Consider the following 25842-nt stretch of genomic DNA (forward strand, 5'->3'; position numbering starts at 1 on the left):
CGGGAAAGGAACGACGACCGTGTAGCATGCCGAGTGATCGTCGCTGCCGTTCGGCACAACTCGCCGTTTCACGGAAAGATCCGCATGCCTAGCCTGAATCGCATCATTCTCATCAACACGCATCTGCAGGGTGTCGTCGAGCTTCGCGTCGACGACCACACCAATATCTGCGGCACCAATGCCTCCGGCAAGACGACCCTGCAGCGGCTGGTGCCGGTGTTCTACGGCGAGTATCCAAGCCGTGTCGTGCCCGCTACCCGCGACAGCTTCCAGCGTTGGTACCTGCCTACCGAGCAGAGTTTTATCGTCTATGAATACCTGAGCCTGGACGGCGAGCCCTGTCAGGCTGTGCTGGCTGCAGCGGCGGACGGCAAGGGTGTCGCCTATCGTCTGATCCGCAAGGTGTTCGATCTGGGCGACTACACCCGCGCCCGCCCCGGCGACACCTTGATCTGTCTCGGCATGGCCGAGGTGGGCCGGCAGCTCAAGCAGACCGGCGTGACCGTCAGCGGGTTGCTCAATACCCGCGAGTACCGCGCCATCCTGCAGAACGATCGCGGCCAGCTTGCCGCGCGCGGCAACAGCGGCGAGCTGCGCGCGCTGGCCCGGCAGTTCTCGCTTTGCGAGACGGGGCATTCGCTGCGTCATATCGAGAAGCTCGCCCAGGCCGTACATTCGCGGGAGGGCAAGATGGAGACCGTGCGTTCCATGATTGCCGCCATTCTCGAAGAAGACGGCGTCAATCCGCCGACCTCGCAGCTCAAGTCCCAGCAGGTGGAGACCTGGATTCGCGAGAGCCAGCTCGTGCAGGGGTTCGATGCGCTGCGTCCCGATTTCGAGAAGCTGGAGCGCGATTACCAGGATCTGCTGGACTGCGAGCGGCGCCTCGGCGGTCTGCTGCGGGGCTACCGGATCGACGAGCCCCGGCTGCAGCAGATCCGGGGCGAGAGCGGCGCGGCCATCGAGCAGGCCGGTTTCGCCCTCAAAAAGCAGGAAGAGGTCTGGAGGCAACGCTGCGACGGGCTCAACCTGGATCTCTCCGCCGCGCGCGCCGAGATCAGCCGTGCCGACGACGAACTCAAGCAGATCGAGCAGCAGTACCAGGTCTTTCTGGCCGCCGATATCGAGCAGGCGCGTGCCGATCTGGACAAGATCCCGGTCTGGAGCGACGAGCTGGACAACCTTCGCGCGCGCTATCGTCTGCTTACCGAGCAGCATCAGGATGTCAAGCAGGCCTACCTGGAACGCTGCGACGCGATCAAGGAGCAGCGCGAGCATCGGCTGGACCAGTTGCGTCATCAGCAGACCGCTCTTGGCGAGCAGCGCACCGCCCGGGTCGAACAGCGCAACAGCGAGCTCGAAGCCCTGACGCAGCGCCGGCACCAGGAGCGCGAGAGCGGCATCGAGACCTTTCGAAAGCAAGAGGGTCAGTACGCGCTCGAACGCGAGCGTCTGGACGTCTGGATCCGGAGCGCCGGCTTCACCGAGGAGGAGAACCGTTCACTGGCGATCCTCGATCAGCGTTTGGAGGATGCCGAGGCCGAGGTCGAGGCCACCGATGTCCGGGTGCGTGAGCTGGAAGGCCGCGCGCAGACGCTGCGCCGACGACGCGATGACGCGGATGCCGCCTTGCGCGAGGCCGGTCGGCGGGTCGGCCAACGTCAGGCGCAGCGCGAGGATGTTCAGCGCCTGCTCTATCCCGGCCGGCACAGTCTGCTGGAGTTTCTGCGCAGCGAGCAGCCGGGCTGGGAGGAGCAACTCGGCCGGGTGATCGAGCCGACCCTCCTGCAGCGCGCCGATTTGAAGCCGGCGTTGATCGAGCCGACGCAGGAAGCGCTCTTCGGCGTGCGCCTGGATCTCTCGGTCATCGATCCGCCCGAGCATGCCGCGTCCGAGACGGATCTGCGTCGGCGCCTGGAACTCGCCGAGGATGCGCTGACGGACGCGGAGAATCGAAAGCAGGCCGCCGAAAAGGCCCTGAGCGAGCTCACCGCCACCTTCGAGGAGCAGCATCGTGCAATGACCCCGGCCTGCACCAAACAGCGAAGCGCGCGTGACGATCGACACCGCCTTAAGGACGAGCGGCGTGCCCGGCAGGAACAGCTCGACGCGGCGCTACGCGAACGCAAGAGCGCTGCGCGCAAGCAACTGACCGAGTTGGAGGCACGGACGCGGCAGCTCGCCGGCGAGCACCGACAGTGGCTGGACGACCTCCAGGCCAGACACGGCGTCGCAGACTTGGAGCTCAAGGCACACTGGCAGGAGGTCATCGCGCGGCTGGACCTCGAGCTTGCGCAGTTGCAGGAATCCATGGACGAGAGCAAGCGCACGGCCAAGACCGAGCTGGATGCCTGTACCGCCTGGTTCAACGGCGAGCTCAAGTTACGTGGCGTGGATGAGCAGGGCATCAGAGGACTAAGAAAACAGATCGACGCCTTGGACGCGCAGATCCAAAGCGCGGAGCGGCGTCGCGCGGAGGTGCGGGAGTACGACGACTGGTTCCGGCTCAGCTGGATGACACGCAAACCGAAACTCCAAGCCGAGCTGGACGACAGCCGCCGCCGCTTCGCGACACGCGATCAAGAGCTCAAGTCCGTCACCGGCGACTTCAAACGCGAACGCGACCGACTGACGGAGGGCCGGGAGCATGCCCGGCGTCGCAAGGACGAGGCAGAGGCGCAGCTGGGTCGGCTCAAGGGCCTGCTCGGTCGACTCGGCGCTCTGAAGCTGCCCCGCGACGACGCGCCGCCGGAGGGCGAGATCGACGAGCGTCTGCGTCTCGGCGACGAGCTGCTGTGCCGTCGCGAGCAGACCCTGGGTGCGGTCAAGGCGCATGTGGAGCGTTTCGACGCGCTGATCGCCGGTCAGTCCGGCTCCAGCCTGGCCGAATTCTGGGAGCGCGGCCGCGAGGAGAGCCTGCTGGTCGGCGAGCAGGGGATCCGCCGCCTGGATCACCGCAAGCTGGTGCCGCACCTGGAGCAGCTGCTCACCCTGATGGTGCCTCAGAGCCTGACGGCCCTGCGCGAGCAGGGCCGGTTGTTCGGTCTGGACCTCAACAACTACTACGACGTCCTGGCCGATATCGATCGACGTATCGCCGCGCAGAGCGCGCGCATCACCCGCGAGGTCAGCGAGGATCTGTGTCTCGACGGCGTTTCGGACTCCGCGGTGCGGATCCGCTCGCGCATCGGGGAGCTGGAGTTCTGGCCGGATCTGGGCGCCTTCATCGCCGCCTTCCAGGCCTGGCGCGCGGACGACTTCAACGGCCTGCCCGGCGAGGACTACATCGGCAGCCTGCGCCGGGCACTGGACATCATCGGCCGCTCGGCCCTGAGCGGGGGTGTGGCCGGGCTGCTGGAGATCGAGCTGCGCCTGCGCGAGGGCCACAGCGATCTGGTGATCCGCACCGACCGCCAGCTCAACGAATCCTCCAGCCACGGCATGGCCTATCTGATCCTCTGCAAGTTCCTGCTTGCCTTCACCCGGCTGCTGCGCGGCGGCGCGCCCGTCACCATCCATTGGCCGATCGACGAGCTGGGGACACTGCACCACCAGAACGTGAAGAAGATCTTCGACGCCTGCACCAGCAACAACATCCGTGTGCTCGGCGCCTTTCCCAACCCGGACTCCGAGGTCTTGGGACTCTTCGCCAACCGCTATATCGTCGACAAGCAGACCCGCCAGCTCCAGATCGTCAAACCGCGCCCGGATCCCATTGAGGCCAAGCTGCGTGAACGCCGGACAATGGAGGTGGTTTAGATGTTGTCGACCAAGGGACAGGTTATCGAGCGATTGCTCGATGGCGACTTCATCTGCCGCACCACCAACGAGGACGGCTGGCGCTTTTTGCGCATCCCGGCCAATCGCGAGCAGGTGGACGCCTATCTCGGGCAGCTCAACCGGTTGGTGGCCACGATCGGCACCGGCCCGGACAGCGAGGTGTTCTTCTGCGGCTACCGCGCTCTGGGCGATGCCGAGCGCAAAAAGATCAGCGAGCAGTTTCGCGACATCTGCCAGGCCCTGACGCCGCTGGTCGAATGGTTGGTGCTGGTGCAGGATGCGGCCGGACAGGACGCGCCCTTGACCGAAGGCATGCCGATTCGACTGAACGAGCTGCAAACCGTTATCGAAGATACGCCGGCCTTCCGCGAGCAGTTGAGCCACCTCTGCAGTCATCGGTTGTTCTACTCGACAAGCGTCGATGTCGATCGCCAGATCAAGCAGGTCTTCAGTAGGCTTTGCGATCTGCGCTACCTGATCCGTCCAAATACCGAGAAACAGATCTATCTGGCCACCGGCAAGCTGGATTATCTCTACGAGGTCATCCGCTTCATCGACGACGCCGAGGGTCTGAACCTGGAGGACCAGGCCGAGTCCGCCGTTCAGGGGCAGTTGCTGTGAGCGACCATCTCAAGGAGGCCGGGCTGCGCTTACTGCGCGGGCTCGCCCGCCATGCCGAGCCCATCATGGACGCCTATCTGTCCGGATCGATCGCGGATCAGGCGCTCGAACCCGGCGTGCGCGAGCGCCTGCTCAAGGACGGTATCCTCTATCGTCCAGAGCCCGGCGCCGATCTGCACCTGCGTCGCGCGGTGCGGGCGCTGCTCGAGGAGGCCCTGCGCGACGACCGCAACCGCCGTATCGATGCCAACACCGGCTCGGCGCTGGCGAGCTTCAAGACACTCGCCGAGCATTACAAGGAGGCCCATCACCAAGGCGACTACGCCGCCGCCGAGGCCTATTTGGCCGACCTGAAGGAGCACGTCTATGCCTTCGGCGAGACCCTGAGCCACGGTATCCGGGTGCTCTGGAGCCGCATCAACAACGAGTTCGGGTATGTCGGAACGCTCGATGCCAAGATTCGCGAGAACGAGTTGGCCCAGTCCCAGGTGAGCGCGCTGCTCGCCGGGCTGGAGCTGGTCAACTTCGAGGTGCTCGCCGAGACTGCCGGCGATCTACGCGAGCTGCGTCATCTGCTGGTGACCAACCTGCAGCGCACCATCGGTTCCTGTGCCCAAGAGCTGAGCATCGTGCAGGGCCGGCTGTTGGAGCTCCTGGGACGTTTCCGCGAGATCCGCGGGCGCACCCGGCTGATCAAGGGTTGGCTGCTGCACCTGAACCAGCACCCGGAGTACCAGGTGGGTCCCCACGCCGCCGGCAGCGCCATCCCGGCGCTGTTCAACCGCGCCGCACCCGCGTTGGCCCCGGCGAGTCTGAGTCTACATGATCCGACCCGGGAGGCCGAGCTGCTGGCCCTGCTGGCGAAGGTCCGATCCCTGCACCCGCGCGAATCGAGGGCTCAAGCCCTCGCCGACGCACCGGCCCTGACGTTGACCGTGCCGGATGACTTCGAGGTGCGCAGCAGCGCAATCCGAGCTGCCGTGGATGCCTATTTCTGCGAGGTCATCGACAGCGGCGAGCCGCTCTCGGCCCTGGACTATCGCGACCGCCAGTCCCTGTCCAATGACGCCGAGAGCTGGCTGTACCAGGTGCTCGGCGGCTACGAGGGTCTGCCCGAGGAGCAGAAGCGGTACTTCGAGCTGGAGACGATCGGCGAGGTCCATCCGCTCTACAGCGGCAACTTCATCATTCGGGATCTGCGTCTGTGGCTGGCCTGAGCAGACGCCACATGCAGGCGGTCCATCGATTGCTGCGAGAGCGTCTTGAGAAGGTGCCGCGATCGGCGGTCTGGGAGCAGATCCACCGGCGCTTCGAGATCGGAGAGCCGCGGGACCGGCACCTCTCTTTCGATGCCGAGCAACGCCGACTGCTGCGCGAGCAGTGTCGGTCGGCGTGGGGCTTCGATCCGTTGGAGGGGGTTCCGCAAGGCAATCGGCGCGAGGTCGCGTCCGACGCGATCGACGAGAAGATCGCCCGCGAGCGCCCCGACGATCGTTATGTCCTGGTCAAGGGTCGCCTGCCCGAACCCCTGCCGCAGCTCGCATCCGACCTGAGTGTGCGCGTGCCCGTCTCCGGCCTGAACCCGGACGCCATCGGTCAGGTCGTGGTCATCGAAAACCTCGACAGCTTCGACGATTGGCACGCCTTCCGCTCGCCCGCCGAGCTGGCGGATGCGCTGGTGCTCTATCGCGGCCACGGTGGATTGGCGCGAGGTACCCGCAACCTGCTCTCCGTTCTGCCGGAGCACGTCTCCGTCACGGTTTTTCCCGATTGGGATCCGTCCGGTCTGCTCATCGCCCTTAGCTTGCCCCGTGCCGATTCCCTGCTTGTCCCCGTTTTGAGCGAGGCCTTAGTGGCCAAAGGCAGCCCGGAGCATTTCGCCAGGCAGCACCGTGAGGCCCGTCATCTGGGCAACGCCGATCTGGGTGGTTGGCAAGCCGTCTGGGATGCGATGAAAGCGGCTCGGATCAGCCTCAAGCAGCAGCATATGCTGGCGTTCGGATCCGAGCTGCGCAGGATTTCTCTGGGTGAGATCGGCTCGATCCCGGGGACGCGTCAGCACTGGAGTTGAATCCGCCTCGGCGTCCGGCCTCATCCGCTGCACATCTCGGCGAGGGCTCGCCGAGCGGTGCAGGGACGTTGCTTAGGCGCTCATCGCCAGGGGAGGGCCGTCGAGTGCGTCGACGAGATGGGGGATTTGCGACAAGGCCGGGGCGCCGTCCATCAGCAGGGCGATGGGCATGACCTCGAAGATCTCCTCCGGCGCTGCACCGAAATCGCGCGCGGCACGGGCGTGTAGGTGGATATGGTCGCGACGCTGCTCCACCAATGCGATGCCCAGGGCGATCAGCTCGCGGACATGATGCTGGATCGGTCCGCGGCCGAGGACGTATTCGCGCCAGGAATCCTCCCAGGAGTCCCACATCTCGCCGCCTTCACGCGGGCTCGCCTTGAGAAAGAGTGCGATCTTGCGGACCTGCGTGAGCTCGCCGGGCATCACGTGCAGGCGGATGGCCTCCTTGGTGTGGATGTCGATGCAGCGTCTGCACTGCTTCGTCAGGGCCATACCCAAAGTGATCAGCTCTTTGTTTTTCCGATCGATGATCCCCTTGCGGGTACTGACCTGAGACATCTCGCTGATGATCTCGAGAAACTCTTCGAGACCGTACTCGCGGGCGCGGGTCAGTGACTGTTTGAAGTTGTCGGGACTGCTCATATTCGCTACTGCCGATGGATGCGTGAAAGAACGTTAGAGAATTAGCAACTATTGTACCGTAAATGGTGCGTTGCAGCATGCGCCGACGCATCCGAGGCGAGGTTCTTCCGTGGCGACCGACTCGAGCGGCAATCGCAATCTCGCTTGCGCGATTGTCGTGCCGGGACCATATTCACTCAATGCGTCGCGCTCATCCCGCCACCGCCTTTCTGATCTTTTTCTGTCTCTTGGCATTCCAAGCGCAGACATGGTCGCGTGTCGCGCTGCCCTGCGAGCATGTGGCCGAGCTCGGCGATAGCTGTCCCATGCACGGCTCATCCCTCTCCCAAGGCGATCCGCAAGCCATGCCCGGAGACGGAGACGATTCCCCCTTCGACTGCGCGAAGTGCGCCTTGGCCTATGCCCTCGGTGCCCTGCAGGTCGCGCCCTCTTCGGATCCGACACGTCCGGCCCTGTCCGTCTCCGTTCCTGAAGTCGGATCGGACGTTTATTTCTACCGTTTCTTCCCCGAGGGGCGCATCCGTCCGCCCCGACGTCACCTCGCCTAAACTTCGGCCGACTCGGCCTCGAGCCCTCCGTCGACCGCACCCTGTTGCGGCCTTCTTCGGTTCGATACCTGTTCCGGGCGGCATCCGTCATCCGCGTCGGAGGCGACGAGCATGTTTATTTCCGATCGAACAAAAGGGCTGGCCTGCTTGCGGCGGCGTTGGATCCGATTCTCGGCCTTGCTGCTTGCGGTTGGTCTTTTGACCGGCTGCGGCGCGGCCGAGCCCCCGTCCTCGATCTCCGTCGAGGCCGAGGACTCGGCGGATGTCCCCCGCGAGTCGGCCATGGAGCACGCGCTCAAGCATCTCGACCCCAAGTACGTGTGCCCGATGCATCCCCAGATCGTGCGGGATGAGCCGGGGAGCTGTCCGATCTGCGGCATGGATCTGGTGAAGAAGACGATGGATCCCATGGTCGGAAAGTACCCGGAGGTCGTGCTGCGTCCCGCGGTGATGCAGAACCTGGGCGTGCGCATCGGAACGGTGGAGCGCGGGACACTCTGGAAGTACATCCGCACGGTCGGGCGGGTGGAGTTCGACGAGACGCGTCTTGCGCACATCCATCCGCGTGCCGAGGGTTGGATCGAGGATCTGAAGTTGCGCGCCGAGGGTGAGCGGGTCACCAAGGGTCAGGATCTCGCCGAGATCTATGCGCCGGCGATGCTCTCGGCTCAGGTGGATTTCCTTCAGGCACTGGAGCCGCAGCCGAGCGGCGTGTCTCAGGTCAAAGCAGACAAAGCCCGCAATCTGCTGCGTGTGTTGGACATCCCCGAGGATGTGATCCGAGATATCCAGCAGGAACGCGAACCGCGCAACAGGCTGCCGATCCGTGCCCCGATCGACGGCATCGTCACCGGATTGATGGCACGCCAGGGGATGTATGTCACACCCGAGACCGAGATGTTCACCATCGCCGATCTCAGTCGGGTCTGGGTCATCGTCGATGTCTTCGAGGCCCAGATCGACTGGCTGGCTCGCGGCTTGCCCGCGGAGATCCGGGTTCCGGCACGTCCGGGAAAGGTCTGGGAAGGGCGGGTCGACTATCTCTACCCCGAGCTCGATCCGAAAACCCGGACGTTGCGCGTGCGGTTGGTCTTCGACAATTCCGATCTGGCGCTCAAGCCGAATATGTTCGCCGACGTCATCATCTACGGCGGACCCAAGCACGACGTCCTCAAGATCCCGGCCGAGGCCATGATCGTCACCGGCGAGCGCGCGACCGTGGTCAGGGTCGTCGAGGAGGGGCGCTTTCAGCCGGTCGACGTCGTCGCCGGAATGGAGCGTGCGGGCGAGGTCGAGATCCTTTCCGGGCTCGCGGAGGGCGATCGAATCGTCCTCTCGGGGCAGTTCCTCATCGACTCCGAATCCAGCCTGCAGGCGAGCTTCATGCGTTTCCCCGCCGGAGACGCAGCGGGGACGGAAAGCTCCGAGACGCCCGGAGGTGCACATGCGACCCACTAGCCAGCGACCGCGTTCGGATCGCCGTCAGATGGCCGCCCCCGGAACGCCGCAATGAAACAGGTCATCCTCTGGTCGCTGCGCAATCGTCTCCTGGTGCTGCTCTCGGCGATACTCCTCACGGCATGGGGCATCGCGGCACTGAAACAGACCCCGTTGGATGCCATCCCGGATCTCTCGGACGTGCAGGTGATCGTGCGCACGACCTTCCCGGGGCAATCGCCGCAGGTGGTCGAGGAGCAGGTCACCTATCCCATCACGACGACCATGCTCGCCGTGCCCGGGGCTCGGGTCGTGCGTGGTTACAGCTTCTTCGGGGACAGCTTCGTCTATATCCTCTTCGAGGACGGCACGGATCTCTATTGGGCGCGCTCGCGTGTCCTGGAATATCTCAATCAGGCGGCGGCCTCGCTGCCTGAGGGTGTGCAGCCGAGGCTTGGGCCGGACGCGACCGGCGTGGGCTGGGTCTTCAGCTACGCGCTGGTGGATCGCAGCGGCCGGCACGACCTCTCGCAACTGCGCAGCCTGCAGGACTGGTTCCTCAAGTTCGAGTTGCAGAGCGTGCCCGGCGTCGCCGAGGTCGCGACCGTCGGCGGCATGGTGCGCGAGTATCAGATCGTGGTGGATCCGGAGAAGCTGCGCGCCTTCGGGATTCCGCTCTCGCGTGTCTCGGATGCCGTGCGCGATGCCAATCAGGAGGCCGGCGGCTCGGTGATCGAGCGCGGCGAGGCGGAGTACATGATCCGCACCCGCGGCTATCTCACCGGCGTGGAGGACATCGAGACCATCCCGGTGGATGTGACGGAGGCCGGAACCCCGGTGCTGCTGCGCGACCTGGCGCGGGTGCAGATCGGGCCCGAGATGCGCCGAGCGGTCGCGGATCTGGACGGCGAGGGCGAGATCACCGGCGGCATCATCGTGATGCGTTACGGCGAGAATGCGCTCGCCACCATCGCCGCCGTCAAGTCGAAGCTCGACGACCTGCGGGCCGGGCTGCCCGAGGGCGTGGAGATCCTCGTGACCTACGATCGTTCCGAGCTGATCCTCGCCGCGGTGGACAACCTCAAGAGCAAACTGATCGAGGAGCTCATCGTCGTAGCCCTGGTCTGTCTGATCTTTCTGTTCCACCTGCGCTCGGCCTTCGTGGCGATCGTCTCGCTGCCCTTGGGCATTCTCATCGCCTTCATCATCATGAATGCGCAAGGCATCAACGCCAACATCATGTCGCTCGGCGGTATCGCCATCGCGATCGGCACCATGGTGGATGCGGCCATCGTCATGATCGAGAACGCCCACAAGCACCTGGAGCGTGCCGGGCCGAATCTGAGCCTCGAGCGGCATTGGCAGGTCATCGGCGAGGCCGCGACCGAGGTGGGCCCGGCGCTCTTCTTCTCGCTCCTGATCGTGACCGTGAGCTTCCTGCCGGTCTTCGCGCTCGAGTCTCAGGAGGGACGTCTGTTCTCGCCGCTGGCCTTCACCAAGACCTATGCCATGGCGGCCGCCGCGGGGCTTGCCGTGACCTTGGTCCCGGTGCTCATGGGGTATCTGATCCGCGGACGTATCCCGCGCGAGGACGCCAATCCGCTGAACCGGTTTCTGATCCGGGCCTACCGGCCGTTGTTGAACGGCGTGCTGCGCCGTCCCTATCTCGTCGTCGGCCTGTCTGTCCTGATCCTTTTCAGCACACTGATCCCGCTGGCCGGCGTGGGCGGTCTGCTGGCGCCTTTGAAATGGCCGTTCCAGGCGGTCGGTCTCGTGGTCGAGCAAGGACCTCACCGAGACGCCGAGGCGCGGATCGAAGGCTGGCAAGCCGACCTTGCGAGCGTCTGGCAAGCAACCTTCAGCGGGGTGCCGGTCCTGGGCGAGTGGCATCTGGGGCTCGGATCGGAGTTTATGCCCGAGCTCGACGAGGGCGATCTGATGTACATGCCGACGACCCTGCCCGGGATCTCGATCGGCAAGGCGGGCGAGCTGTTGCGCCAGACCGATCGCCTGATCGCGAGTCTTCCGGAGGTCGAGCGGGTCTTCGGGAAGGTCGGCCGAGCGGAAACCGCGACCGATCCGGCCCCGCTGACCATGATCGAGACCCTGATCCAGTTCAAGCCGCGCGAGGAGTGGCGCGAGGGGATGACCCTGGATGGACTGATCGCCGAGCTGGATGCGCTGGTCGACATCCCCGGCCTCGCCAATGCCTGGGTGATGCCCATCAAGACGCGCATCGACATGTTGGCCACCGGCATCAAGACCCCGCTCGGGGTGAAGATCTCGGGTCCGGATCTGGCCGAGATCGAGCGCATCGGCGGCGAGGTCGAGCAGGCCTTGATGCAGATCGAGGGGACCGCCTCGGCCTATTCGGAGCGGGCCGCACAGGGTCGCTACATCGAGATCCGACCGGATCGGGTGGCGGCCGCCCGCGTCGGTCTGAACATCGGGGACATCAACCGGATCGTCGCGGCCGGCTTGGGCGGCGTCACCGTGACCCGGACGGTGGAGGGGCTGGAGCGCTATCCGGTGAGCGTGCGGTTCCCGCGCGAGCAGCGCGATGATCTGCAGAAGCTGCGCGAGCTGCCCATCGTCACCCCGACCAGTGCTCAGATCCCGCTCGGGCAGATCGCCGAGGTGGTGGTCGTGGACGGGGCAGACATGCTGCGCAGCGAGAACGCGCGTCTCAACGGCTGGGTCTTCGTGGATATCCGCGGACGCGATCTCGGGCGCTATATCGCCGATGCACAAGCCGTGGTGCGCGATCGGGTCGCGCTGCCGCCCGGCTACTCGATCGCCTGGTCCGGCCAGTACGAGTACATGCTGCGCGCCCAAGCCAAGCTCATGCAGGTGGTGCCGGTCGCCTTGGCACTCATCTTCCTACTGCTGTATCTCACCTTCCGCTCGACCGCCGAGGCCCTGCTGGTGATGCTCTCGCTGCCCTTTGCGTTGGTCGGCGGCTTCTGGCTCATCTATCTGCTGGGCTACAACCTGTCGGTGGCGGTTGCCGTCGGGTTTATCGCGCTGGCCGGGGTCGCTGCCGAGTTCGGCGTCATCATGCTGGTGTATCTCGACAATGCGGTGAAGCAGCGGCGCGAAGAGGGCCGGCTCCGGGACGAAGCCGACCTGCTCGGCGCGATCATCGAAGGCGCGGTCATGCGGATTCGGCCCAAGGCGATGACCGTCGCCACCATCTTTGCCGGTCTGCTGCCGATCATCCTGGGCGCCGGGGTGGGCTCGGAGGTGATGCGACGCATCGCGGCACCCATGGTCGGCGGCATGATCACGGCACCCTTGCTGAGCCTCTTCGTCATCCCGGCCCTCTTCCTCATCCGACACCGACAGGCGATTCGCTCCGCATAAACCGCGTCCAGAGCGACATGCGTGATTCTCATGTTGTGTCGGGCTTGAGGATTCCCCCGACCTTTTTGGGGACGCGGTTTAAAATTTAATATTTTTTAAAACCTTAAACCGCGCCAGCTCCGACAGTTGTCGGAGCTGGCGCGGCCAAGCCAATCCAAAAAACGAAGCATACCGCACCAGGCGCGGTTTAACATACAAATGTATGCTATAAATCGTTCACGGGATTCCCCGACCGAGCGAGGGTGATGTGATGGGTCGAACACCGACCGGACAGACGCGCGAGCAGGTGTTCCAGCTCATGCGCGAACGGCTCCTGGCCGGCCAACCGCCGACCGTGCGGGAGGTCCAGGAGGCGTTCGGTTTTCGCTCCGTGCAGACCGCGCGTGCGCATCTCGAGGCGCTGGTGTCCGAAGGTCGCCTCGACAAGCAGTCGGGTCGGTCGCGGGGCTATCGGCTCGCCGACTCGGCGGTGCTTGTGACCGGTGAAGACCGGATCGCGCCGCCGCGGTTGGTCCCCTTGCTCGGCCGCGTTGCGGCCGGCGCCTTCGGGTTGGCGGTCGAGGACCTCGAAGGCTATCTCCCGGTGCAGTCGGACCGCGTCGGCGCGAACGAGGAGCTGTTCGGCCTGCGTGTGCGCGGCGAGAGCATGCGCGACGCCGGCATCCTGCCCGGCGACATCGTCATCGTGTGGCGTCTCCCTAGCGTCGAGGACGGCGCGATCGTCGTCGCCCTGGTAGGCGAGGAGGCGACGATCAAGCGTCTGCGGCGGCGCGGCGAGCGGATCGAGCTGCATCCGGCAAACCCAGATTACGCGGTGATGACGCCGGACCCGGATACGCTTCAGGTGTTGGGGCGGGTGATCGAGGTGCGTCGTTATCTCGATTGAGGGGAAGCCGGCCGTCGATTGTGCTTCCTAAGTGCAGCACGACAGATGTGTCGAGACCGTTCGTTGTCGTGGTCGTGGTCGTAATCGACTATCGATAGGACTACGACCACGACCACGACCACGACCACGACAACGAAAAATGATCTCGGACCCTCGGAATCTCTGCACCGTTCCACTTGCGTCGGCACAACACCGGCTGCTTCCATCCATCCTTCATCCTTAAAAAGCCATGTTCCCCGAGCCGAGCATTCCCATGAAGGCGGCCTTTTCGGATTTTCAGCGAGGGCTCGAGCCGAGCCGGGCGCCTGTCTCTTGGGGGCTGGCGGCCTTTCGTGGTCGCTTCGCCGAGGTCTCGGGCGGGGAGGCGACGGCGGCGCTGACGCTGACCATGGGTCTGGTGGCCGAGGCTCAGCAGTGCGACGAGCCGACGGTCTGGGTGACGGGGCGCGACAGCGGCTTTTATCCGCCGGATGTCGCGGCGGTCGGGATCGATCTGAGTGCCTTGGCGGTCGTGTGGGCCCAGGGTGCGCTCGAGGCCGCGCGGGCGGCCGACCTGCTGTTGCGCTCGGGTGCCTTCGGTCTCGTCGTGCTGGATCTGGGTCGTGAGGATGACCTGCCACTTGCCGCGCAGACACGCCTCGCCGCGCTTGCGAAGAAGCACGAGACGGCGCTCCTGTGCCTGACGCGCAAGGGGCGGGAGCGTCCGTCGTTGGGGTCGCTGATCTCGTTGCGCGCCGATGCGACACGCACCGGACGTGCGCCGCCGCTGTTTCGCTGCGAGACGCTCATCCTCAAGGACAAGCGCCAGGGACCGGGCCGGACCTACGCGGAGCTCTGTCATGGACCGGATGGCCTGTCTTGATCTGCCGGCCTTCCCGCTTCAGCTCCTGCTGCGGCAGCATCCCGAGTGGCGGGGGCATCCGGTCGCCGTCGTCGACAGAGATCAGCCGCGGGGCATCGTCTTGTGGGTCAATGCCTCCGCGCGTGCAGCACGCATCCTCTCGGGCATGTCCTTTGCTGCGGCCTTGTCGCTGAGCGGAGACCTGCGCGCCGCCCCGGTCCCCAAGGCGCAGATCGATCGGGCCGTCGTTGCCGTCTCCCGCCGGCTGCGCGAGCACAGCCCGCATGTCGAGCCGTCCGCGGACGAGCCCGGTGTCTTCTGGCTCGATGCGTCCGGGCTCGAGCCGCTCTACGGGTCGCTCGACGCCTGGGCCGCGGGGATCGAGACGGGGCTCTCGGCGATGGGTTTGAGCGCCGTCGTGGTCGTTGGCTTTCGCCGCTTCGCGACCTATGCGCTCGCCAAGTCTGGTCAAGGCGTGCGCATCCTGCGTGAGACGGCGCAGGAGCAGGGCGCTTTGCAGGATGTGCCCTTGGAGCGCTTGGCGATCGCGCCCGGCACGCGGGACGCGCTTGCCAAGCTCGGCGTGCACAGCCTCGGTGAATTTCTCCGGCTGCCGTCCGAGGGCATCCGTCGGCGCTACGGGAAGGCCGCCTTCGATCTGCACCGGATGGCCTCGGGCGAGCTGAATCTCCCGCTGCAGCCCGAGCACCCGGTCGAGCCGGTGACGGCTCGACTGATCCTCGATCGGCCCGAGACCGATGTCGATCGCCTGATGGCTCTGATCGAGACGCGGCTGTCGCCGCTTCTGGATGTGCTTGCCGGACGCGGTCAGGTCCTCGAAGAGCTGCGGCTGCTGTTCCGCTTCGAGCGTCTGGGCGAGCACAAGGAACGCATCCGCCCGGCCGCACCGACCCTGGATGCCCGACAGATCCTGGAGCTGATCCGGCTGCGTCTGTCGGCGGCACGCCTGCCGGACGGTGTCGAGGAGCTGCATCTGCTGACCCGTGCCGTCAGCCCCGAGCAGCGCCAGCTCGAGCTGCTCGCCGCCCGGCCGCGCCGCGACCTCGAGGCGGCCAATCGTGCACTGGCGCGCGTGCGGGCCGCATTCGGCGAGCAGTCGGTGGTGCAGGCGCGGCTCAGCTCGGGGCATCTGCCCGAGAACAGCTTCGCGTGGGAGCCCTTGTCCCGACTGGAGCCCGCGCGTCCGCGCACGCGTCTGCAGCGGCGTCTGGTGCGCCGTCTCTACAGGCGCCCGATCCCCTTGCCGCCGCGCCCGTGTCATGAGCCGGACGGCTGGATGCTGCACGGCTTGGAGCAGGGACCCGTGGTGCGGGTCTGGGGCCCCTATGTGGTCGCCGGCGGCTGGTGGGTGCGTGCACTGCACCGGGAGTATCACTTCGCGGAGACCCGTAAAGGCGAGCTCTTGTGGGTCTTCTACGATCGAGTGCGGCGCGGCTGGTTCGTGCATGGACGGGTGGAGTGATCCCGCTCTGGTGCAAGAGCCATTTTTCGTTTCTCGAAGGGGCGAGTCACCCCGAGGAGCTGGTGGAGACCTGCGCCGCGCTCGGGCTTGCCGGTCTGGCCTTGACGGATCGCGACGGGGTTTACGGCTTGGTCGAGGCCCATGTGAAGGCGCGCGAGCTCGGCGTGCCGCTGATCGCCGGAGCCGAGGTCTCGATCGAGGACGACTCGACCCTGATCCTGCTGGCGCAGAGCCGCGACGGCTACGCCAATCTCTGTCGGCTGCTGACCCTGGGCCGGCGCCGTTGCGCCAAGGGCGAGAGCCGGGTCGGCTGGCGCGAGGTCTACGCCCACGCCGGCGACCTGATCGCGCTCTGGGGCGGGGAGTCCGCCCTGCTCTGCGGGGAGGCCGATCCCTTCTTCATCGCACATCAGTTGCGCGAGGCATTCGACGATCGGCTCTATGCCTTGGCGGCGCGTCATCGTCGCGCGGACGAGCCGGGGCGCGAGGCGCGTTTGCGACAGCGGGCCGCGCGTTATCGGCTGCCGATCGTCGCAGGCTACGAGGTGCTCTATCACGCCCCGAGCCGACGCGAGCTGCAGGACGTGCTGGCCTGCATCCGCCAAGGTATCCGGCTTGCCGAGGCCGGGCGCCGGATCAGGCCAAATGCCGAGCATGCGCTCAAGTCCGTTCATGCCTTCGCCAAGCTGTTCGAGGACGACCCGGGCGCCGTCGCCCGCACCCTCGAGATCGCCGAACGCTGCCGCTTCAATCTGGACGCGCTGCGGTATCGCTATCCCTCGGAGCATCTCCCGGACGGCTCGACCTCCTCGCAATGGCTGCGGCGGCTCACGCTCGAGGGCGCGCATGAGCGTTACGGGGCGACCTTGCCCGAGGCGGTCTCGGCACAGGTGGCAAAGGAGCTGGCGCTGATCGAGGAGCTGGATTACTGCGGCTATTTCCTGACCATGTGGGAGATCGTCCGGTTCTGCCGCCGCGAGCGGATCCTCTGCCAGGGCCGCGGCTCGGCGGCCAACTCCGCCGTCTGCTATTGCCTGGGGATCACCGCCGTGGATCCGGTGCGCATGGGGCTGCTGTTCGAGCGCTTCCTCTCGCGCGAGCGGGCCGAGCCGCCGGACATCGACCTGGATATCGAGCACGCGCGCCGCGAAGAGGTCATCCAGCACGTCTATGCCAAATACGGTCGGGATCACGCGGCGATGGTCGCCAACATCATCCGGTATCGGGTGCGCTCAGCGGTGCGCGACGTGGGCAAGGTGCTGGGTCTCTCCGAGACCTCGCTCGATCGTCTCTCGAAGCTGCTGGCGCACGCGGGCGACGCGCTGTCGGGCGAGGTGCTGCGCCAGTCCGGTCTGGATCCCGACCAGCCGGTGCATCGGCACCTGATCCGGCTCACGACCGAGATCCTGGATGTGCCCCGTCATCTCTCGATCCACCCCGGCGGTTTCCTGCTCGGACACGAGCCGGTCTCGACCCTGGTCCCGATCGAGAACGCCGCCATGCCCGACCGGACGGTGATCCAATGGGACAAGGACAGCCTCGAAGCCCTGGGGCTGTTCAAGGTCGACCTCCTGGCGCTCGGTGCGCTGCATCAGCTGCATCTCGGCTTCGATCTGATGCGCAGCCATTACGGTCGCGACGAGACCATGGCGAGTATCCCCGCCGACGACGCGCCGACCTTCGAGATGATCCGCCGGGCCGACACGCTCGGCGTCTTCCAGATCGAGAGCCGTGCCCAGATGGCGATGCTCCCGCGTCTGCGGCCGCGCACCTATTACGACCTGGTGATCGAGATCAGCCTCGTGCGTCCCGGTCCCATCACGGGCGGCATGGTGCATCCCTATCTGCGTCGCCGCGCCGGCCAAGAGCCCGTGATCTATCCTCATCCGTGCCTGGCGCCCGTGCTCGAGAAGACACTCGGCGTGCCGCTCTTCCAGGAGCAGGTGATCCGCTTGGCGATGGTGGCTGCCGACTACACCCCCGGCGAGGCCGATCAGCTGCGCCGCGACATGGCCGCTTGGCGATGCAGCGGTCGGATCGAGCGTCACCGTGCGCGATTGGTCCAGCGCATGATCGCCAAGGGCATCGACGCCGCCTTTGCCGAGCAGGTGTTCGAGCAGATCCGCGGCTTCGGCGAGTACGGATTCCCCGAGAGCCATGCGGCCAGCTTCGCCCTGATCGCCTACGCCACCGCTTGGATGAAATGCCGATTCCCCGACGTCTTCGTCTGCGCCTTACTCAATGCCCAGCCGATGGGCTTCTACTCGCCCGCGACCATCATCGAGGACGCCAAGCGCCACGGCATCGAGGTGCGTCCGATCGATGTGGTCCGGAGCGAGTGGGATTGCACGCTGGAGCCGGGTCAAGTCGGGACGGTAGCGGAGGCCTGTAGGGTGGACGAGCGAGAGCGAAGTCCACTGAGTCCGGCGCCGGCGCTGGTGGACGGCGCTGCGCTTGTCCACCCTACGGGGCTTGTCCAACCTGCGGGGCTGGTCCACCCGGCGGATCGGGTCAGCGACGTGGCCGGGTTGATGAGCGAGGCCGGGTCGGATGCGCGGCGCTACACCGTGCGCATGGGCGCGCGTTATGTGAAGGGTCTTGCCCGGGCGCAATGGGAGCAGCTGAAGGCGGCGCGGGCGGAGCGCCCCTTCGCGTCGGTCGAGGATCTGGTGCGGCGTACCGGGCTGAATGCCGGCGTGCTCTCACGCCTGGCCGAATCGGGGGCGCTCGGGGCCTTGGAGCCGCAGCGCCGCTCGGCCCTGTGGCAGGTCGCCGGGGCCGTTCACGAGGAGGATGCGCCACTCGATCCGGGGCCCCGAGAGCGCGCCGCGGTCTTCACCGATCTCGATGCCTTCGAGGCCATTGCCTGGGATCACCGCACCAGCCTGCACAGCACGCTCGGGCATCCCTTGGCGCCCTTGCGCGAGCGGTTTCGCGCGCAGCGTCTGCCCGATGCCGCCGGTGTTCGTGCGATGCCGCATGGTCGACGCACGCGCTACGCCGGTCTGGTGATCTGCCGTCAGCGCCCCGCGACCGCATCCGGTGTCCTCTTCATGACCCTCGAAGACGAGACCGGCTTCGTCAACCTCGTGGTCTGGAGTCAGGTGCTCGAACGCTACGCCCGCCTGATCAAGACCACGAACCTGCTCGGCGTCACCGGACGGATCCAGCAGCAGGATAGCGTGCCCCACCTGATCGCGGACGCCTTCTGGGACCCGCAGTCGCTGCTGCAGGTCCGGCTCGAAGCGACCTACAGCCGGGATTTTCATTGAACCTGGAAAGAGCAGTTGAACCGCAAAGGCGCAAAGGACGCAAAGAAAAACAACGATTTGTCTTGTCGCTCACCTTCGCCTGTCGGGTGAGCCTCGCTCTGCCGGCACTAGATCGAAGTCCTTCGCGTCTTTTGCGCCTTTGCGGTTCCAATTGCCGAATTTAGGTCAAAGTGGACGCCGGGCCGCTCGCTGCTCAGGTCTCTGCCGGCGTCGGTGTCGGCGCTGATGTGACGGCCTGCCCCGATGCCTCCCGAGCCGTCCGCCGATCCAGCCGCGACCGGATCGCCACGAAGAAAAGCGGCACGAACAAGATGTTGAGCAAGGTCCCGGCGACGACGCCGCCGAGCACGCCCGTGCCGATCGCGTTCTGCGCCCCCGAGCCCGCCCCCGAGCTGATGGCGAGCGGCACGACGCCGAAGCCGAAGGCGAGCGAGGTCATGAGGATCGGCCGCAACCGCATCCGCGCCGCCTCCAAGGCCGCGGCGACCGCGTCCTTGCCTTGCTCCTGCAGCGTCTTGGCGAACTCCACGATGAGGATGGCGTTCTTTGCCGAGAGTCCGATGGTCGCAAGCAGTCCGACCTGGAAATAGATGTCGGCCGGAAGTCCGCGTCCGGTCGCGGCGAGCACGGCACCGAGCACCCCGAGCGGCACCGCCAGGATGACCGCGAAGGGCACCGACCAGCTCTCGTAGAGTGCGGCGAGCGCCAGGAAGACCACCAGTGCCGAGAGTGCATAGAGCAGAGGGGCCTGGGCGCCCGCGGCGCGCTCCTCGAACGACAGCCCGGTCCATTCCAGACCGATCCCCGGCGGGAGCTTGGCGACCAATGCCTCGACCGCAGCCATCGCCTCGCCCGAGCTCACACCGGGTGCGGCCTGACCCATCACCTGCGCGGAGGGCAGACCGTTGTAGCGCTCCAGACGGGGCGAGCCGTAGACCCAGCTGCCGCTGGCGAAGGCGGAGAAGGGCACCATCTCGCCGTCGGCGTTGCGCGCATGCCAGTCGTCCAGGTCCTCGGGCAACATGCGATAGGGTGCGTCGGCCTGGAGATAGACCTTCTTCACACGGCCCTCGTGGACGAAGTCGTCAACATAGGAGCTGCCCCAAGCGGCGGAGAGCGCGGTGTTGATGTCCGCGAGCGAGAGTCCGAGCGCGCCGGCCTTGGTGCGGTCGATCTCGACCTTGAACTGCGCCTCGTCCTCGCGTCCGTTGGGTCGGACCGCGGCGAGGGCGGGATCGGCGTTCGCCATCCCGAGGAATTGGCCGCGCGCGGCCATCAGGGCCTCGTGGCCCACGCCGCCGCGGTCCTGGAGCTGGGCGTCCCAGCCCGTTCCGGTGCCGAGCTCGATGACGGCCGGCGGCACGAAGGCGAAGACCTGCGCATCGCGGATCTGCGAGAAGGCTTTCATCGCCCGTCCGGCGACCGCTTTCACCTTCAGGTCCGGCCGTTTGCGCTCGTCCCAGTCCTTCATACGGACGAACCCGAACGCCATGTTCTGGCCCTGTCCGGCGAAGCTGAAGCCGGCCACGGTGATGAGCTCCTGGACCGCCTCGGACTCGTCTTCGAGGAAGTGGCGCTCGACCTCGCGCAGCACCTCCAGCGTGCGCTCGCGTGTCGCGCCGGCAGGCAGCATCACCTGGGTGATGAGGATGCCCTGATCCTCGTCCGGCAGGAAGGCGGTCGGCAGGCGTGCATAGGACAGGCCCAGGCCGACGACGAGCATGAGATAGACCACGAGGAACAGCTTGCGTCGTCCCAGGATGCCCTTAACACCCTTCACATAGCCCGTGGTGCCGCGGTTGAAGTTGCGGTTGAACCAGCCGAAGAAGCCGCGTCGCTCGCCCTGATGTCCGGGCTTGAGCAGGGTCGCCGCCAGGGCGGGGCTCAGGGTTAGGGCGACCACCACGGACAGCAGCATGGCCGAGACGATGGTGATGGAAAACTGCCGGTAGATGACCCCGGTCGAGCCGCCAAAGAAGGCCATGGGCACGAAGACGGCGGAGAGCACCAGCGCGATGCCGATCAGCGCGCTGGTGATCTGATCCATGGAACGGCGTGTCGCCTCCTTGGGCGGCAGACCCTCCTCGTGCATCACACGCTCGACGTTCTCCACCACCACGATGGCGTCGTCCACCAGCAGCCCGATCGCCAGCACCATCGCGAATAGCGTGAGCGTATTGATCGAATAGCCGAAGGCCGCCAGCACGCCGAAGGTGCCGAGCAGCACGACCGGTACGGCAAGCGTCGGGATCAGGGTCGCACGGAAGTTTTGCAGGAACAGATACATGACCAGGAAGACCAGGATCACGGCCTCGATCAGGGTCTTGATCACCTCGCCGATGGAGATCCTCACGAAGGGCGTCGTGTCGTAAGGAAACACCGCCTCGACCCCGGCCGGGAAGAAGGGGGCAAGCTCGTCGAGTCGCGCACGCACGGCCGCCGCGGTCTCGAGCGCATTGGCCCCGGTCGCAAGACGGATCGCCATGCCGGCGGCCGGGCTGCCCTTGTGGAAGGCGGCGGTGTTGTAGCTCTCGCTGCCCAGCTCGATGCGGGCCACATCGCGCAGATAGACCGTGGAGCCGTCCGCCGCGGTGCGCACCCGGACCGCGCCGAATGCCTCGGGCGTGTTGAGCCGGCTCTGTACGTTCACGGTCGCGTTGAGGCGCTGGCCGGGCTCGGCCGGAACGGCGCCGAGCTGACCGGCCGAAATCTGGGCGTTCTCGGCCTTGATGGCGTTCGCGACATCGGCCGGCGTCAGACCGAACTGATTGAGCCGGTTCGGGTCGAGCCAGATGCGCATCGCATACTGGGCACCGAAAAGGGTGATCTCGCCGACACCGGGCACGCGGCTGAGCGGGTCCTTGACCAGGCTGGCCATGTAGTCGCTCATATCCGCGCTTTCGAGCCGCCCGTCGCGCGAGACGAAGGCGACGACCATCATGAAGTTGCGCACCGATTTGGCGACCTGCAGCCCCTGCTGGGTCACCTGCGCGGGCAAGAGCGCCGTGGCCGTCTGCAGCTTGTTCTGGACCTGCATCTGGGCGACGTCCGGATTCGTGCCGTTCTCGAAGGTCATGGTGACCGTCGCGATCCCGGTCGACTCGCTGGTCGAGGACATGTAGCGCAGCCCGTCGAGCCCGTTCATCTGCTGCTCGATGACCTGAGTCACGGAGTCCTGCAGCGTTTGGGCCGAGGCACCCGGATAGTTGGCCGTGACGGAGATCGCCGGCGGCGCGATGCTCGGATACTGGGCGACCGGCAGGGTCAGGATCGACAGCACCCCGGCGAGCATGATGACGATCGCGATGACCCAGGCGAAGACGGGTCGATCGATGAAGAAACGGGCCATGGGGTTGGGGTCCTTGGTTCGGGAGTGTGGGGCGCGGGGGTGGTCAGCCGTCGGCGTGTAGTGCTCAATTCACCGCCGCAAAGCCCGGTTGATCGCTGAGGTCCATCACCCGGACCTGCGCTCCCGGTCGGGCCTTTTGGCTGCCTTCGACGATGACGCGATCGCCCGGCTCGAGCCCGGCGTCCACCAGCCATTGATCGCCGATGGTGCGTGTCGTCTCGATCTTGCGCTCCTCCACCTTGCCCTCGTCGTTTACGACCAAGGCGATCGGGTTGCCGCGACGATCGTGCTGGACACCTTGTTGCGGAACCAGGATGGCGTCCGAGCGGATGCCTTCCTCCACCCGAGCGCGGACGAACATCCCCGGCAGAAGCTCTTGCTCGGGGTTCGGGATGGTGGCGCGCAACGTGACCGTGCCGGTTCCCTGGTCGACCGTGACCTCGGAGGATTCCAGGCGTCCCGCATGCGGATGGATCCTGCCGTCCTCCAAGATGAGCGTCACCTTTGCCTGCTCGCCGTCCGGTTTCTCCAGGCGACCGTCGGCGAGGGCGCGGCGCAGCTTGAGCAGCTGGGTGCTGGATTGGGTGAGGTCGACGTAAATCGGATCGATCTGCTGCACGGTCGCCAGCGCTTCGGCCTGGTTGGCCGTCACCAAGGCACCTTGGGTGACGGTCGAGCGTCCGATCCGCCCGGCGATCGGCGACTCGACCCGGCTGTAGGCCAGATCGATCTGCGCGCGCTCCAAGGCGGCCTGATCGACGGCGACACTGGCCACGGCCTCCTTGAGCGCCGCCTGGGTGTCGTCGTTGTCTTCCTGACTCACCGCCTTGGACTTGGCGAGAAGCGCATAGCGATCGGCCTTCAGCCGCGCCCGATCCAAGGTCGCCTGCGAGCGCGCCAGTGCGGCCTCGGCGCTGTCGTAAGCCGCCTGGTAGACCGCCGGGTCGATCTGATAGAGCACTTGGCCGGCGCTGATCTCGCCGCCTTCGGTAAAGAGCCGATCCTGGATAAGGCCGCTCACGCGCGGGCGCACCTCCGCAATCCGATACGGCACGGTGCGGCCGGGCAGCTCGGTCGTCAGGGTGGTCGGGCGGGCGACGATCGTGATCGTGCCGACCTCGGGTGGCGGAGGAGCCGCAGGCGCGGCACCGCTGCCGGGGGTCTGATTGCAGCCGGCGAGGAGCAAGACGAGGCCGATCGGCCAGGCACGAGCGATGCCGATGTGACGGGGGGCGGATCCCATGAGATACCTCGAAGTGCGATGCCAGTGTCGACTGTTTGAGGTGTCGACCGTTGACTGTTGTAGAGTGAACGTTCATTCTAGTTCGTGACCGAACTTTAGACCCGCGAGTCGAGGAGGTCAAGGTGTAAGGTGTCGTGCGCGGTTCGAGCCCGTCGCGGCGCCGTCATCAAAGAGCGCCCGCGCAACGGCGCGAACAGGCAACGGAGGAGGAAGATGCAGGGGCCGAATCAAGAGCAGGAACCCAGCCGCGGTCAGGCGAGGCGCCAACAGATCCTCGACGCGGCGGCCGCCTGTTTCGTCCGCGAGGGGTTTCACGGGACCAGCATCGCGAAGATCTCGAAGGCTGCCGGGATGAGTCCCGGCCACATCTATCACTTCTTCGAGAGCAAGGAGTCGATCATCGGCGCCTTGGTGGAGCGCAAGCTGGACTGCTCGCTCGAGATGGTCCTTCAGTTCGAATGCGAGGACGACCTCTTTCAGGCCATGATCGACCGCGTCGAGGTCGGTCTGAACGAGAAGACCGACCTGAACAAGGCTGCGCTGGAGGTTGAGATCCTCGCCGAGGCCGCCCGCAATCCGGCCGTCGCGGAGATCGTCCGCGCCGCCGATGCCGCCAAGCGCGAGCGACTCTGCGCCCTGCATCGCGCCGCCCGACAAGCCCGCGGGATGGAGGTCGAGGATGCCGACGCGGCGATCGAGGTCATCATGGCCCTCTTCGACGGGCTGTCCGGTCGCGCCATCAGCCACCCCGATCTAGACAAGGCGGCGTTGCTGCCGCTGCTGCGGAGCGCCTTGCGCGCGCTACTCTAACCCTTGGCCCGCCCGTCGATGCGCGCCCGACGATCGATCGGCGCCGAGTCGCTCGGCAGCCAGCGGCCGGATCGCGAGACAGGCCATGCAGCACCGGCGACATTCCGATCCCCCGCCAAGCCCCATCGAGCGCAGCCCACCTGGGATCGACGACTTGCAGTCGTCCTCTTCCACCGCCCTGACAGCCAACAACATCGAGTCCAACTCGACCTTCCCGAGAACCGTGCGGAACACCCTTCAGCGGAGACTCTGGTCGAGGCCATTACCTCCAATTTTGACTTGAGGCATCCTTAGGCTAATCTTGACTGGCGTTGCATGAAACTCGGAACACGTCGGCAAGGAATAACCAAAGTGAACTTCGGTGCCTCCAAGAATTCGTGAAATGAAAGACAGTGCCAGATACGCAAAGATCGTTGAATGGTCCGAGGAAGACGGCTGTTATGTGGGAAGCTGCCCCGGTTTAATGTTCGGGGGCTGCCGCGGTGACGACGAGAAGGCTGTCTTTGATGAGCTTTGCCAAATCGTGGAAGAAATGATTGAACTCTACAGATGCGATAATAGGCCGCTTCCTCGGCCGACGTCTGGAAAGGATTTCGCGAATCTGCTGCAGAACGTAGCCTAATGAATCAGATTGGATCGTGCGACCAGAGCCTGCAGCGAAGCGTCAAATCCAGCATTCACGAGCTACGTGATTGCAGGATTTGACGCTTCGCTTGCGACAGGACTCACGCCCAGGACCTCTTTTGAGCTGCTGGAACGGAATCAGGTAAACTGTCCCCGTAATTGCAGAAGCGCCGTCCCACATCGGTCAACGACAACGCCGGCCCGCTCACGCAGGCCGCCACCGCGGCGAACACTGTCGCGAGACGTGTGCGGTGAATCGACTGCAGCAACGGATCGAGGCAGCGGTGTAAGATGGTTCCTGCATGCACGGGGGGTCTCCTGGCGGGTTTCGTCGCTTTACCAGGGACAACGACCTCTCGTGCATGTTCAATCCTGCACCAAAAATGCTATTTAACGCACTGAAAAAATTTACGTTATTCTGGGGATACCTCAGGGTCCGTCCCCGGTTTCATAGGAGTTTGCAATGCTCGATGATGTTAGAGCTGTATTTATGCCGTATTGCTTAGACAAGCAGCAAGATGGGCGGTATGCGATCTTGAATAGGGAATATAAGCCAGTTGGGTTTTTTACAAAAGAATGGATCAAGTACGCAGACTATCCAGTGTTAGTGGATTTAAAAGGCCTAGGGCCAAAAACAGTAGAAAAACTTTCATATGACGGAAGCTCCGACCCGAATCGTATATATCTTTATGACGACAGGACTGCCCCAAATAGGGGCGACCAAAATATGAAGGAGTATCTTAAGCGATTGTCAATATTGGCAATGCTCAAGGTTTCATAGGTCAAAATAAATTGTGGCCGACCACATTTGATTGGAAGAATGGACGTGATAAACCGGTTTCTGCCCCGATAAACTCGCTGAATCGCCG

16 protein-coding genes are annotated in these 25842 nt (G+C 65.4%); 13 read left to right on the plus strand and 3 right to left on the minus strand.

Going from position 1 to position 25842, the window contains the following annotated elements; translation table 11 throughout:
• Positions 1 to 84: 84 nt before the first annotated feature.
• From BLV04_RS02000 to BLV04_RS02015, 4 genes are read left to right on the plus strand one after another with little or no spacing between them, the layout of a single operon-like run.
• A complete protein-coding gene (locus BLV04_RS02000; protein ID WP_093027867.1) occupies positions 85 to 3759 on the plus strand; it encodes an ATP-binding protein in 3675 nt (1224 codons plus the stop codon).
• On the plus strand, positions 3760 to 4401 hold the full coding sequence (locus BLV04_RS02005; RefSeq protein ID WP_093027565.1) for a hypothetical protein: 642 nt from the start codon (positions 3760 to 3762) through the stop codon (positions 4399 to 4401).
• Positions 4398 to 5618: a phosphoenolpyruvate carboxylase gene (locus tag BLV04_RS02010; RefSeq protein WP_093027567.1), complete on the plus strand. Its 1221-nt coding sequence runs from the start codon at positions 4398 to 4400 to the stop codon at positions 5616 to 5618. The genes BLV04_RS02005 and BLV04_RS02010 overlap by 4 nt, the downstream gene beginning before the upstream one ends.
• Positions 5606 to 6472: a DUF7281 domain-containing protein gene (locus tag BLV04_RS02015; protein WP_217633635.1), complete on the plus strand. Its 867-nt coding sequence runs from the start codon at positions 5606 to 5608 to the stop codon at positions 6470 to 6472. Before BLV04_RS02010 ends, BLV04_RS02015 begins: the two co-directional genes overlap by 13 nt.
• Positions 6473 to 6544: 72 nt before the next feature.
• Here the strand turns inward: BLV04_RS02015 and BLV04_RS02020 are convergent, their stop codons facing one another.
• On the minus strand, positions 6545 to 7117 hold the full coding sequence (locus BLV04_RS02020) for a carboxymuconolactone decarboxylase family protein (RefSeq protein ID WP_093027571.1): 573 nt from the start codon (positions 7115 to 7117) through the stop codon (positions 6545 to 6547).
• Between the two features lie 179 nt (positions 7118 to 7296).
• On the opposite strand from BLV04_RS02020, the gene BLV04_RS02025 reads away from it, so the two are divergent.
• The 7 genes from BLV04_RS02025 to BLV04_RS02055 all read left to right on the plus strand — a co-directional run bounded on the left by BLV04_RS02025 (position 7297) and on the right by BLV04_RS02055 (position 18947).
• Positions 7297 to 7665, plus strand: a complete 369-nt coding sequence (locus BLV04_RS02025) for a hypothetical protein (protein ID WP_093027573.1) — start codon at positions 7297 to 7299, stop codon at positions 7663 to 7665.
• Between the two features lie 111 nt (positions 7666 to 7776).
• Entirely contained in the window at positions 7777 to 9123 is a 1347-nt protein-coding gene (locus BLV04_RS02030) for an efflux RND transporter periplasmic adaptor subunit (protein ID WP_093027575.1), read from the plus strand.
• A 51-nt stretch (positions 9124 to 9174) separates the two neighbouring features.
• Positions 9175 to 12465 carry an efflux RND transporter permease subunit gene (locus BLV04_RS02035; protein WP_093027577.1) on the plus strand — a complete coding sequence of 1097 codons (3291 nt, stop codon included), beginning with the start codon at positions 9175 to 9177 and terminating at the stop codon, positions 12463 to 12465.
• 250 nt (positions 12466 to 12715) lie between these two features.
• Entirely contained in the window at positions 12716 to 13351 is a 636-nt protein-coding gene (lexA, locus tag BLV04_RS02040; protein ID WP_093027579.1) for a transcriptional repressor LexA, read from the plus strand.
• 253 nt (positions 13352 to 13604) lie between these two features.
• Positions 13605 to 14213, plus strand: coding sequence for a recombinase A (locus BLV04_RS02045; protein WP_093027581.1), 609 nt, complete (start codon positions 13605 to 13607; stop codon positions 14211 to 14213).
• Positions 14191 to 15675, plus strand: a complete 1485-nt coding sequence (locus BLV04_RS02050) for a DNA polymerase Y family protein (protein ID WP_093027583.1) — start codon at positions 14191 to 14193, stop codon at positions 15673 to 15675. The genes BLV04_RS02045 and BLV04_RS02050 overlap by 23 nt, the downstream gene beginning before the upstream one ends.
• Positions 15672 to 18947, plus strand: a complete 3276-nt coding sequence (locus tag BLV04_RS02055) for an error-prone DNA polymerase (protein WP_093027585.1) — start codon at positions 15672 to 15674, stop codon at positions 18945 to 18947. Before BLV04_RS02050 ends, BLV04_RS02055 begins: the two co-directional genes overlap by 4 nt.
• 193 nt (positions 18948 to 19140) lie before the next feature.
• Here BLV04_RS02055 and BLV04_RS02060 read toward each other — a convergent pair whose 3' ends face one another.
• Positions 19141 to 22296 (minus strand): efflux RND transporter permease subunit, encoded by a 3156-nt coding sequence (locus tag BLV04_RS02060; RefSeq protein WP_093027587.1) that lies wholly within the window; start codon positions 22294 to 22296, stop codon positions 19141 to 19143.
• A 64-nt stretch (positions 22297 to 22360) separates the two neighbouring features.
• Positions 22361 to 23539: an efflux RND transporter periplasmic adaptor subunit gene (locus BLV04_RS02065; protein ID WP_093027589.1), complete on the minus strand. Its 1179-nt coding sequence runs from the start codon at positions 23537 to 23539 to the stop codon at positions 22361 to 22363.
• Positions 23540 to 23752: 213 nt separating this feature from the next.
• Between BLV04_RS02065 and BLV04_RS02070 the strand changes: the two genes are divergently transcribed.
• A complete protein-coding gene (locus BLV04_RS02070; protein WP_093027590.1) occupies positions 23753 to 24349 on the plus strand; it encodes a TetR/AcrR family transcriptional regulator in 597 nt (198 codons plus the stop codon).
• Between the two features lie 1087 nt (positions 24350 to 25436).
• Positions 25437 to 25754, plus strand: coding sequence for a hypothetical protein (locus BLV04_RS24755; protein ID WP_175534449.1), 318 nt, complete (start codon positions 25437 to 25439; stop codon positions 25752 to 25754).
• Positions 25755 to 25842: the final 88 nt, after the last annotated feature.

It is taken from the genome of Thiocapsa roseopersicina (assembly GCF_900106925.1).
GTDB classification, from domain to species: domain Bacteria; phylum Pseudomonadota; class Gammaproteobacteria; order Chromatiales; family Chromatiaceae; genus Thiocapsa; species Thiocapsa roseopersicina.